Source organism: Flavobacterium pokkalii (genome assembly GCF_014596575.1).
Lineage (GTDB): Bacteria > Bacteroidota > Bacteroidia > Flavobacteriales > Flavobacteriaceae > Flavobacterium > Flavobacterium pokkalii.
Genome location: NZ_NASZ01000005.1, coordinates 104915 through 117578, shown reverse-complemented (window position 1 = coordinate 117578; position 12664 = coordinate 104915). Strand labels below are relative to the sequence as shown.

Genomic DNA, 12664 nt, shown 5'->3' with positions numbered 1-12664 from the left:
AAAACAATTAACTTTTTAATTCAAAAGAACTATGACACTATATCAATGGTTTGTATTCTTCCTTTTAGTTCAAGTTATTCATTTTTTAGGAACTTGGAAACTATATGAAGCAGCCGGAAGAAAAAAATGGGAAGCTGCAATACCGGTATATAATGCTATTGTCCTAATGAAAATTATTAGTCGGCCAACTTGGTGGACTTTATTACTTTTTATCCCAATTATCAATTTGATTATGTTTCCGGTGATTTGGGTCGAAACCTTAAGAACTTTTGGGAAACGCTCTCAATTAGATACCTTTTTAGGAATTGTAACTTGCGGATTGTATATCTACTACGTTAATTACACGCAAAAATTAGAATACAACGCCGAAAGAAGTTTACATCCGGCGAATAAAACAGCAGACACGGTTAGTTCTTTGTTATTTGCCATCATTGTAGCTACTTTTGTGCATACTTACTTTGTACAACCTTATACTATTCCAACTCCATCTTTGGAAAAATCATTGTTAGTTGGTGATTTCCTTTTTGTTAGCAAAGTGAATTACGGAGCCCGAGTTCCGATGACTACAGTTGCTTTACCGATGGTTCACGACTCGATTCCAATGACTAAAAGAAAATCCTATTTAAATTGGCCTCAATTGCCTTACTTTAGATTACCCGGAATTGAAGACAAAATAAAACGCACCGACATTGTTGTTTTCAACTGGCCTGTAGATACGGTACATTATTTCTTTGAACCTAAAGGATCTCCAGGAGTTATCAAACCGATTGACAAAGAGTCTAATTACGTAAAGAGATGCGTGGGGATTCCGGGAGATAGTTTATCCATTAAAGAAGGAATTGTTCACATTAACGGAAAAGCTTTAGAACTTCCAGAACGTGCTAAACCTCAGTTTTCTTACACAGTAGGAATTGACACTAAAAATCCTCCAGTAAACTTTGAAAATCTATTAAAAGAAATGGATGTTACTGATCGTGTAGGAATAAACGAATTTAAAGATACTCTATATTTTAGTGCATTAACTGCTGCTAGTGCAGAAAGATTAAAAAACACAGCAGGTATTACTTCTGTAAAAAGACAAATAAGCAGAGGAATTGGACAAGGTGTTTTCCCACAAATCAATAAATGGAATATTGACAATTACGGCCCAATTTACATTCCTGAAAAAGGAAAAACAGTTCCTCTTAACTTGGAAAGCCTGCCGTTTTACGAAAGAATTATTACAACTTATGAAAAAGACGATAACGGCAATAAAAACGATTTAAAAGTAACCGGAAACGAAATCAGACTGAACGGAAAAATAGTAAACAGCTATACTTTTAAACAAAATTATTACTGGATGATGGGAGACAACCGTCATAATTCCGAAGACAGTCGTTATTGGGGATATGTACCGGAAGATCACATTGTAGGAAAGCCGGTTTTTATCTGGATGAGTTGGGATACTAACGCTAAAGGCTGGAACAAAGTACGCTGGAACAGAGTATTTACAACTGTTAGCGGCGAAGGTCAGCCACAATCTTATTTCAAGATTTTCTTAATTTTATTAGCCGCTTTCTTTGTCGGTGAGTATTTTTGGAAAAAAAGAAAAGCGAGTAAAATGTAAACCGTTTATTCGTTGAACTGGTTAATCGTTTACTATTTTCACTATTAAACGATTAACCAATTAAACAAAAAAATAAAATGAAAACCCTATTACATCCTTCCTATTTCCCGTCAATCAGCCATTTTGTAGCCATGGTTCAGGCTGAAAGTATTGTATTTGAAATGGAAGATAATTTTCAAAAACAAACAAACAGAAACCGTACGTACATTTATAGTCCAAATGGTGTACAACTACTAAATATTCCAATAAAACATTCCCGAACAAGTCATCAAAAAACAAAAGATATTCAGATAGAAAATGATTTTGACTGGCAAAAACAGCATTTCAAATCTTTAGAAGCCGCTTACCGAAGCTCGCCTTTTTTTGAATATTTTGAAGATGATTTTATTCCTTTTTTCGAAAAAAAACATCAGTTTTTAATGGATTTGAATTTAGAAGCCTTAGAAATTATTTCGAAATGTATGCGAATGAAATTTGACTTCGAAACAACTAACGAATACTTTCACGAAGTAGATTCTAACAAATTTTTAGACTATCGTTTTTTGGTTAATGGAAAAAAAGACCCTTCCGTTTTTGAATCCTACACTCAGGTTTTTGATGATAAATTTGGTTTCATAAACAACCTTAGCGTTTTGGATTTGCTTTTCAACGAAGGAAAATTTACCGTGGATTATTTGAAATCTCAAAAACTATTAGTGTAATTTTTTTTCTGCTTTTAAGATAACTTCAAAAGTAAAAAATCTGGAACACTGATTTTAGAAATCGGACAAATTCACACAGATTTACCTTCTTTTTCATTGATGAAAACAACTTAAATGGACTTTAACCATAGTTTGTCTAATACTAAAAACTTATATGACTTATGTGGTTAGTTTTTTAGCCACAGCTTTAACGGATTAAACTGATTTTTTTCTTTGCGAAAACCTAAAAAACTTTGCGGTTAAAATTGGTTAACCGTAGTTAGGAAACTACTCTAAAGCTAATTTGGCCATAATTGGAAAATGATCCGAATTATCAAAATCAGGGAAGGTTTCAAACATTTTCACCTGCATATTTCTGTCAGCAAAAATATAATCAATTCGGGCCGGATAATATTTAAATCTGTACGTTTGACCAAAACCTTTTCCGGTCTCTTCAAAAGCATCCTTCAAACTTCCTTTAATAATGCGATAAACATACGAAAAAGCGCTGTTATTCATGTCTCCGCAAATTATAACCGGATACGGACAGTTTTTTAAATTGTCCCTTAAAATTTCAGCCTGTTGCTGTTGTTGTTTAAAAGCTCTGCTGATACGCATGAACATCATCTGAGATTTCTCCTTATTAATCACATCAATATTTTCGGAAATCTCGTTTACATCCGGCGATATTTTGATGGATTGCAATTGCATATTATAAACCCTGATAATATCTTTTCCTTTCTTGATATCAGCATAAACTACATTATTGGTCGAATTCGGGAAAGAAATTTTACCTTCTTCAATAATGGGAAACTTAGAAAAAACAGCCTGGCCGGTTTTAATTTGATTCCCTTCCATAAAAATCGCACGATGCGGATATACTTTTAAATCCACATGAGCCGAATTAGAATACTCCTGAATGCATACAATATCCGGATTTTTTTCGTTGATAAAATGCAATATTGATTCCGGAATATCCGTTTTGTCCTGCCATTTAAACAAGTTAAACAAACGAACATTGTAACTCATCACCACAAAATCCTTTTCGCTCTCCGGAAATTCTTTAGTTGAAAATTTATAAAACTTATTGATAAAAGTGATTCCGATTAAAAGAACCAAACCAGACATCATCATTCTTTTTTTGAGTTGTATTCCCCAATACACAAAAAAAAGTCCGTTTAAAACAAAAAACAAAGGCATAAACAAAGTCACTACCGACAATAAAGGGAAGATTTTAGGCGCCAGAAATGGCAACACATAAGCGATAAAAGTAACGACTATAAGAATACTGTTTAAAACAAACATTACTCTGTTAAACCACGAAAGATTTTTCATTTTGTCTAATTAAATGTCCAAAGTCTCCACAAACTTCAAACCATTATTTACCTGATTTGAATAAAAAATCCTTCTCCTCTTTTGTTAAACTATCATAACCGGATTGACTGATTTTATCTAAAATCTCATCAATCTGTTGCTGTGTTTTATCTTTTGTAATAATTCTAGATGCGGTACGCTGTTCAACGGGTTTTGTATAATTTTTATGGACTTTCTTGAAAGGTGTTGAAGGTGTTGTTCTGAAACCATTGGCAAAAAAACTAATAAACTTAGTGACAATTAAACTCATATCAGTTCCCTTTTGCAAGGCTTTGATAAAAACAAAACCAAATAACGCTCCCGCCAAATGCGAAATATGTCCTCCCATATTCTCTAAACGAAGCTGCATCAAATCTAGTATCAACAACACCGCCGTAATATGCCATAATTTCACTCTTCCTATCAACAACAAACGCACTTCTATTAGTGGCTGATAACTAGTTACCGCCATCAAAACAGCCATAATAGCAGCCGAAGCCCCAACAATAGGAGCATCCATATTCATCAAATAATACGTCCCCATAAAAACGGCTCCGCCAAAAACAGCCGCCAATAAATACAAGCCTAAAAACTGTTTTTGAGTAAAAAAAGTCAAAAACAACTGGCTTGCAAAATTCAGCACCAGCATATTGAATAAAATATGAAAGAAATCAAAATGAAAAAAAGCATAACTGATAAGCGACCAGGGTTTCCACAATAAATCGGACGGATTAGACGACAAACTCACATATTGCAACACATTCAAATTAACATTAAAAATGCGCAATATTCCCGGCAAAACAAACGAAATCAAAAAACAGGCTACATTCCAATAAATTAGCTTATTAACAATTCCTCCCAGTTTGTATTGCATTTTTAAATCGTCCAGGATATTCATTTATTCGTCTTTATCAGGATTATTACTTTAATTTTAGTTCCAACGGTTGTTATTAAACTGATTTTTCTTCCAATACCACATAATCAAAAAACCAGATATCGCACCGCCAATGTGTGCAAAATGAGCAATTCCTGAATCTATACCCATCAATGAATTACCAAAAATACCGAAGAATCCATCAAAAAGCAGCATGTAAACCGGAACAAAATATTTAGCTTTAACCGGAACCGGAATAAACATAATTCCCAACTCGGCATTAGGAAACATAAACGCAAAAGCCACTAACAACCCATAAATCGCTCCCGAAGCTCCCACCATCGTTCCCAGGAAAGAACTTAAAAACTGTTGGTATTGCGTCGCTGTTAATATCGATTCCCATTGTGTATTGATTTTGCCTTCGTTCAATATTTTTACAATCTCCGCTTTCTCAAAACCATGAGCTCCTAAAACGTTAACCGCTTCATTAAAATAATAATAATTAACTCCGGTTTGCAACAAAACAGCGCCTAAACCACAGGAAATGTAAAAAAACAACAACTTTTGACTTCCCCAAAAATGCTCTAAGGTAGAACCAAACGAATACAAAGCAAACATATTGAAAGCAATATGGGCAAATCCGCCGTGCATAAACATGTGCGTTAAAAGCTGCCAAAAATGAAAATCATTATTTTCAGGAAAAAACATGGCCAGAATTTGGTAAGCCGGATCTCCCACAAATAAGGTTCCAATAAAAAACAGAACGTTAATGATTATTAATTGTTTGACTATAGGCGTTATATTCATCATATTGCAAATTTTTTATCTATATCTTCCACACGCATGGTGATGAAAGTTGGTTTTTGAAACGGAGACACATTTGGATCTTTACAGGCAAAAAGTCCGTTTACTAAATTCTCCTGTTCTTTTATCGTTAAACTGGTTCCTGTTTTTACTGCTAAACTTTTTGCCATCGACTTAGCAATAGAATCGTTTTGACTAAAACTATTCTCAGGAATTCCTTCCTGTAAATCACTTAATAATTGTTCCAATACGATTGAAACTTCACTTTCGGTTACGTTTACCGGAATTCCGGAAATAACCACATGATTAGCATTGGTTTCTTCAAAAACAAATCCGGTATTAATCAGCGAAAATTTTAATTCGTCGATTAATTCCATTTCGCCAGCCGAAAAATACAATTCTAACGGAAACAACAACTGCTGACTCGATGCCTGATGCACCGTCATATTGGTTAAAAATTGTTCATATAAAACCCTTTGATGCGCGCGTTGCTGATCCACAATAACCATTCCTGATTTTATTGGCGAAACAATGTATTTTTTATGAATTTGGTAAACATTCTGAACACTTTGTTCCACTTCTTCATCATTGAACAAAGAAGCTGTAACCTCTTCGCTTTCAAAAGAAATTTCGGCACTTTCTATTGCCAAATCTGGTTCTTGTTTCAAACCTACATACAAACTTTCCCAATTAGCTGTAGCAGCCGGTTTTTTGTATGACGAACCAGAATATGACGAAGCTGAACCTGAACCGGATGAACTGTAAGACTTGGTTTCTTTATCATCCGAAAAAGGATTAAAAGAACGATCCACCTGAATAGTAGGCGTTATTCCTTCCAAATCTTTGTAATGATAAGGCGTATCCAAATTAGCATCTCGTTCAAAATCCAAAACCGGCGCAATATTAAACTGTCCTAAACTGTGCTTGATGGAAGCTCTTAAAATCGCATACAAAGCGCTTTCGTCGTCAAATTTAATTTCGGTTTTCGTAGGGTGAATATTGATATCAATCGAATTGGCCGGAACCGTCAAATACAGGAAATAACTCGGTTGTGCGCCATCTTTCAGGATTCCGTCATACGCCGCCATCACAGCATGATGCAAATAACCGCTTTTAATAAAACGATCATTGACGAAAAAAAACTGTTCTCCCCTGCTCTTTTTAGCAAATTCAGGTTTGCTGACAAATCCCTGAATCGTTACAATTTCGGTTTCTTCCTGAACCGGAACCAACTTTTCATTGGTTTTCCCCGAAAAAACATTTACCACACGCTGTCTTAAAGTCGAAATGGGCAAATTATACATTTCGCTTCCATTATGATAAAATGTAAAATGAATATTAGGATGTGCCAATGCCACACGTTGAAATTCGTCAATAACATGACGGTATTCCACCGTATCCGATTTCAGGAAATTGCGTCGGGCGGGAATATTAAAAAACAAATTTTTAATCGCAAAAGAAGTTCCCTGTGGTAAAACTGCCGATTCCTGAGAAACAAATTTACTGCCTTCGATAACAATTTGCGTTCCTAATTCGTCCTGCTCCTGCTTAGTTTTCATTTCCACATGAGCAATCGCAGCGATAGAAGCCAAAGCTTCACCCCGAAATCCTTTAGTATGCAAACTAAATAAATCTTCAGCATGACGGATTTTGGAAGTCGCATGACGCTCAAAACACAATCGGGCGTCGGTAACACTCATCCCTTTTCCATTATCAATTACCTGAACGAGTGATTTTCCGGCATCTTTTATAATCAGCTTGATATCCGTTGCATTCGCATCTACCGCATTTTCAAGTAATTCTTTAACTACCGAAGCCGGCCTTTGAACCACTTCTCCGGCGGCGATTTGATTAGCAACATGATCAGGAAGTAATTGAATGATACTCGACATTTTTTCAGTTTTTCAGTCCCGATAGTTATCGGGATTAGTATTCAGGGGACAACTAAGCCCAGCAAATTTAATAAAATTCTATGGGGTTTTCTCTCTTTCACAATCATAAATAAAACAAAAAAACCCATACTATTTTCAACAAACAGTATAGGTTTCATTCTGAATTATTTAGTTTTTACTCCTTTAATTCCAAAGGCGAACCTTCTCCAAGCTGAGCTGCTCCGGAAGTCAATAGATTTTGATTGGAAAAATCATGCGCTAAAGTAGCCTGCTGACGGATATACGCCATTTTAATAGCCGCAATAGCCGCCTCAGTCCCTTTGTTTCCGTGAATCCCACCACTTCTTTCAATAGACTGCTGCATCGTATTATCAGTTAATACACAAAAAATAACCGGAATATCCGTTTGCACATTTAAATCTTTAATTCCCTGAGTCACGCCTTCGCAAACAAAATCAAAATGCTTGGTTTCACCCTGAATCACACAACCAATGGCAATTACCGCATCTACTTTTTGTGTTTGCAACATTTTTTTAGAACCGTAAATCAACTCAAAACTTCCCGGCACATTCCAACGGATAATATTTTCAGCTGGAACTTCATTGTCCAACAAAGCGGCTTCCGCTCCGCTGTACAAACCTTCTGTAATCGTTTCATTCCACTCCGAAACTACAATTCCAAAACGAAATTCTTTAGCATTCGGAAGTGCATTTTTATCATATTCCGATAAATTTTTATTAATCGTTGCCATATCAATTATATTTTTAAAACCTTGAATTTATAAATAAAAATTGGTGATTACAAGCATTGAAGCACTTGCAATCACCAATTCATCATTCTTAAACTTTTATTATTGAGATAAACCAATCAAAGCTTCCACGGCAGCAGCTTCAGGAGCGTTTTCGTAGTTTTCTTTAATATCAGTAAAATATTTTAAAGCCTCTTCTTTGTTTCCTAATTCCAAAGCCGTTTTTCCTGCTTTTAACAAGAAACGTGGCGTTGTATAGTCATTTTTATTAGACTCAGCCGCTTTTACATAACTTTCTAAAGCTTCCTTTGGTTGTTTATTTTCAGAATAAGCATCCCCGATAGCTCCTTTAGCCAAAGCGCTCAAAACAACATCATCCGATTTGAATTTACTTAAATAATCAATCGCTTCAGTATATTTTCCAGTGTTCAAATAAGCAATACCCGCATAATAATTCGCTAAATTACCCGCTGCAGTTCCTGAATATTCATCGGCAATTTTGATAAAACCAAATTTACCTTCCGAACCGTTTAATGACAATTTATACAAAGAATCACTTGCTACTCCTTCTACTGCCTGTTGGAAATTTTGTTGTGCTACAAACATTTCGCTGGCAGCTTCATCTTCTTTAGGCTCTGCGATAAATTTTTGGTATCCCAAATAGCCCACAGTAAACAAAGCAATTGCTCCTACAACTCCAATAATAACTTTTTGGTTTTTAGCAACCCAGTCTTCCGTTTTTGAAGCAGTTTCGTCTAATTTAGAAAAAACCTCAGCCGTTGTACTGTTTTTTTCATCAATTACAACTTCCTCTACTTGCTCTTTAACTTCTTTCGCTTTTGGTGCTTTATATCCTCTTTTATTATATGTAGCCATTTAAAAATTAATTTAGTGAACCGCAAAAATAAAATTTTTATTCAAACTCACGCAAAAAATCACATATTTTATGCCTAAATCCAAAATATTTTTATTTCTGCAAATCGGCTTCCCGTTCAGCACTTAAAAAATTAACTTTGAAAGCGCTTAAAACACCCGTTATTTAGATATTTTTCAATAATTTGCAGCCTCGTTTAAAAGCCTTTACAACAACAGCAAATTCCTCAATACCAGCAAAAACAACAATGTATTTAAAAAAAATTTCGTTATTCAATTATAAAAATTTCACAGAAGCCAGCTTCGAATTTGACGGTAAAATAATCTGTTTTGTAGGCAAAAACGGCATTGGAAAAACCAATGTTCTCGATGCTATTTACCATCTGTCTTATGGAAAAAGCTACTTCAATCCGCTTGCGGTTCAAAACATCCGCCACGGAGAAGATTTTTTTGTAATTGATGCCGAATTTATCAAAAACGACCGAACCGAGCAATTGGTTTGCAGCCTGAAAAAAGGGCAAAAAAAAGTCCTGAAACGCAACGGCAAAGCTTACGATAAATTTTCGGATCACATTGGCTTTATTCCGCTGGTGATTATATCGCCCGCCGACAGGGATTTGATTATTGAAGGCAGCGAAACCCGCCGAAAATTCATAGACAGTATCATTTCGCAACTGGATTCTTATTATTTACAACAACTTATTCAGTACCAAAAAGTAATGAGTCAGCGCAATGCTTTGTTGAAATATTTTGCATTGAATCATGTTTTTGACAACGACACCTTATCTATATATAATGAACAATTAAACGAATTCGGACAATACATTTTTGAAAAAAGAAAAGCATTCATTGCCGAATTTATTCCGATTTTCAGTAAACACCATCATGCGATTACCGGTTCGGAAGAATCCGTACAATTAGTTTACGAAAGTCATTTGTTTGAAAATGATTTACTGACACTTTTACAGAAAAACATCAACAAAGACCGGGCATTGCATTACACCAGCACCGGAATTCATAAAGACGATTTATCTTTTGAAATCGACAATCATCCTATTAAAAAATTTGGTTCGCAAGGTCAGCAAAAATCATTTTTGATTGCCTTGAAACTTGCCCAATTTGAATTCCTGAAGAAACAAAGCGGTGTAAAACCCATCTTGTTATTTGATGATATTTTTGACAAACTGGACGAAACGCGCGTAGCTAAAATTGTAGAAATGGTGAATTCAGATACTTTTGGACAACTTTTTATTTCAGATACGCATCCGGAGCGCACAGAAGCCATCGTAAAATCGACACATCAATCTTATAAGATTTTTAATTTGTGATTTTAGTTTTTAAACACAATCCCTATAGCTATCGGGATACCAAGTTTTCTGCAAAGTTCTATAAATAAAGTAAAAGTTCATTTTAAGTTATTTCACAAATAAAAAATAAAATTTGTGTAAATCCGTGTAATTTGTGGTTAACTTTTTCAACGCAAAGTGCAGTAAAGAAAACAAATAAAAAACTTAACTTAGTACCATCGTTTTAATTTAAAACAAATATTATGAAACTTAAATCCATACTTACATTTTGCCTTATATCAATGCTCCTTTCCTGCAACGCACAAACTTCCAAAAATATTAAAACTGTTGAAGTTCCCGCTTTCGCAAAAGAAATAAAAACCACTCAAAAGCCACAAATTCTGGATGTGCGTACTCCGGAAGAATTCAATCAGGGACATCTTGAAAAAGCCTTAAACATTGACTGGCTGGGAGATCATTTTGTACAGGATGCCGAAAAACTCAACAAAAACAAAGCCGTTTATATCTATTGCCGAAGCGGAAAACGAAGTTTAAAAGCCTCGGAAAAACTAGCAGAAATGGGGTTTAAAAAAATCTACAATCTGGAGGGCGGCTATCAAAAATGGACTGCCGAATCCAATAAAAAGCAATAAAAAACAAAACAATCATTTATGCTTAACACAGAATCCTTACAGTTTTTAAACGACTTAAGAGCCAACAACAATCGCGAATGGTTTCAGGACAACAAAAAAAGATACGAAGCGTATAAAAAAGACTATCACCAGCTGGTTGCTGATTTTCTGGATGCGATGAAACCTTGGGATTCGGCATTAGAAATGCTTGAAATCAAAGACTGCACCTTCAGAATCAACCGTGACATTCGCTTTTCCAAAGACAAATCACCTTATAAAACCCACATGGGCATTTGGATTTCTTCCGGTTCCAAAGGACTGAACAAAGCCGGTTATTATGTCCACATCGATCCAAACGGCTCTTTTATTGCCGGTGGTTTTTATGCTCCTGAAGCCGATGATTTAAAAAAAATACGCAAAGAAATTGCTTTTTTCTACGAAGATTTGGAAGCCATTTTAGCGGAACCTAATTTCAAAAAAGAATTTGGCGATTTTTGTCGCAATGAAAAATACCTGCTCAAAAATCCACCCAGAGGTTACGAAAAAGAGCATCCGGCCATTGAATTCTTAAAACTAAAAAGCTTCGAAACCATGCATAAGTTTGACATTTCTGAAGTAACTAAAAAAGATTTTGTTTCGAAAACGACTCAGAAACTCCAACTTTTAAAACCACTAAACGAGTTCATGAATCGCGCCATAGAAACGGAGGAATTTTAAAAATTAATGAAACAAAGAAAAATCCTTTTTCTCGGAGAATCCTATCGCGCCGATGCCCAAACCTGGATGAACGGTTTAAAGGAATTTGGGCATTTTAAAATCATCAACTGGGAACTGCAAACGTCCAACGATACTTTTTGGAATCGAATTGGGAGAACGCTGGAATTCATTTTTGCGCCTTTTACAATTCAAAAAATCATTCGCAAGGAAAAACCCGATATGATTATCGCCGAAAGAACTACCAGTTATGGTTTTCTGGCGGCCTTGTCCGGCTTACAACCTTCGGCAATCGCCCAACAGGGAAAAACCGATTTATGGCCTGAAAATGCTATTTCGCTTCCGCTGAAACGAATTTTACAAAATTATGCTTTCCAAAAAGCAACACTCATTCATGCCTGGGGTCCCATTATGGCAAAACACATGAAAAGTGTTCAGGTTGATGAATCCAAAATTCTCCTTTTACCCAAAGGCATTGATTTAGAAAAATTCAAAAATAACAATTTGGCAAATCCCGAAAAAATCACCGCCATAGTTAGCCGTTCTCTATTACCGGAATACCGACACGAGATTATTTTAAAAGCTTTTGGCATTTTGCATCAAAAAGAAATTGATTTCCATTTAACTATCATTGGAGACGGCACATTGCTTGAAAATCTTAAAAATTTGGCACAGGAATTACAAATTCAGGACAAAGTACTTTTCACAGGAAGAATTTCCAATAGCGAACTTCCAAAACGACTGCAACAAGCTCTTTTTTACATCAGCATGCCTGTAACCGAAGGCGTTTCGGCTTCTTTATTTGAGGCGATGGCTTGCGGCTGTTATCCGATTGTGAGCAATATCGAAGGAAATCAAAGTTGGATAAAACATCGTGAAAACGGACAATTAATTAGCCTGGACGATTTCGAAATGCTGGCAGAAGAAATACTATGGGCTTTTGAGAATAGAGAATACCGAAATCAAGCTGTTATTCGAAATAGAAATTTTGTGGAAGAAAATGCCAATTATCAAACCAACATGAAAATTATCGCAGACAAATACCACGAATTGATTGATGCAAGAAAATAATTTAACCGCAAAGTTCTCTAAGATTTACGCTAAGAACACAAAACTTAGCGAACTTTGCGGAAACTTTGTGTCTTTGCGGTAAAACCAAAAATTATAATTCCTATTTTTGAAGCTTCAATTGACTACTTAAA

12 protein-coding genes are annotated in these 12664 nt (G+C 35.3%); 6 read left to right on the top strand and 6 right to left on the bottom strand.

The features are described from left to right. Window positions 1-31: 31 nt before the first annotated feature. On the top strand, window positions 32-1606 hold the full coding sequence (lepB, locus tag B6A10_RS05815) for a signal peptidase I (RefSeq protein WP_188220080.1): 1575 nt from the start codon (window positions 32-34) through the stop codon (window positions 1604-1606). Between the two features lie 77 nt (window positions 1607-1683). After that, on the top strand, window positions 1684-2307 hold the full coding sequence (locus tag B6A10_RS05810) for a WbqC family protein (RefSeq protein WP_188220079.1): 624 nt from the start codon (window positions 1684-1686) through the stop codon (window positions 2305-2307). 267 nt (window positions 2308-2574) lie between these two features. Here B6A10_RS05810 and B6A10_RS05805 read toward each other — a convergent pair whose 3' ends face one another. From B6A10_RS05805 to B6A10_RS05780, 6 genes are all read right to left on the bottom strand, one after another. Next, complete coding sequence (locus B6A10_RS05805; RefSeq protein ID WP_055090821.1) at window positions 2575-3621, bottom strand: endonuclease/exonuclease/phosphatase family protein; 1047 nt, start codon at window positions 3619-3621, stop codon at window positions 2575-2577. Window positions 3622-3664: 43 nt separating this feature from the next. Continuing rightward, complete coding sequence (locus tag B6A10_RS05800; RefSeq protein WP_188220078.1) at window positions 3665-4537, bottom strand: rhomboid family intramembrane serine protease; 873 nt, start codon at window positions 4535-4537, stop codon at window positions 3665-3667. 33 nt (window positions 4538-4570) lie between these two features. Further along, window positions 4571-5323, bottom strand: coding sequence for a rhomboid family intramembrane serine protease (locus tag B6A10_RS05795; RefSeq protein ID WP_188220077.1), 753 nt, complete (start codon window positions 5321-5323; stop codon window positions 4571-4573). Next, on the bottom strand, window positions 5320-7209 hold the full coding sequence (gene mutL / locus B6A10_RS05790) for a DNA mismatch repair endonuclease MutL (RefSeq protein ID WP_188220076.1): 1890 nt from the start codon (window positions 7207-7209) through the stop codon (window positions 5320-5322). The genes B6A10_RS05795 and mutL overlap by 4 nt, the downstream gene beginning before the upstream one ends. A gap of 175 nt (window positions 7210-7384) precedes the next feature. Continuing rightward, window positions 7385-7960 (bottom strand): 6,7-dimethyl-8-ribityllumazine synthase, encoded by a 576-nt coding sequence (gene ribH, locus B6A10_RS05785; protein WP_055090828.1) that lies wholly within the window; start codon window positions 7958-7960, stop codon window positions 7385-7387. Between the two features lie 99 nt (window positions 7961-8059). After that, the gene (locus B6A10_RS05780) at window positions 8060-8833 is read right to left on the bottom strand and encodes a tetratricopeptide repeat protein (protein ID WP_188220075.1); all 774 of its coding nucleotides are present in this window, start codon (window positions 8831-8833) and stop codon (window positions 8060-8062) included. A 245-nt stretch (window positions 8834-9078) separates the two neighbouring features. Here B6A10_RS05780 and recF point away from each other — a divergent pair, with 245 nt between their 5' ends. The 4 genes from recF to B6A10_RS05760 all read left to right on the top strand — a co-directional run bounded on the left by recF (window position 9079) and on the right by B6A10_RS05760 (window position 12533). Further along, window positions 9079-10158 (top strand): DNA replication/repair protein RecF, encoded by a 1080-nt coding sequence (recF, locus tag B6A10_RS05775; protein WP_188220074.1) that lies wholly within the window; start codon window positions 9079-9081, stop codon window positions 10156-10158. A 221-nt stretch (window positions 10159-10379) separates the two neighbouring features. Continuing rightward, window positions 10380-10769 (top strand): rhodanese-like domain-containing protein, encoded by a 390-nt coding sequence (locus B6A10_RS05770; protein ID WP_055090832.1) that lies wholly within the window; start codon window positions 10380-10382, stop codon window positions 10767-10769. An 18-nt stretch (window positions 10770-10787) separates the two neighbouring features. Next, on the top strand, window positions 10788-11465 hold the full coding sequence (locus tag B6A10_RS05765) for a DUF2461 domain-containing protein (protein WP_055090834.1): 678 nt from the start codon (window positions 10788-10790) through the stop codon (window positions 11463-11465). A 6-nt stretch (window positions 11466-11471) separates the two neighbouring features. Further along, window positions 11472-12533 (top strand): glycosyltransferase family 4 protein, encoded by a 1062-nt coding sequence (locus B6A10_RS05760; protein ID WP_188220073.1) that lies wholly within the window; start codon window positions 11472-11474, stop codon window positions 12531-12533. Window positions 12534-12664: the final 131 nt, after the last annotated feature.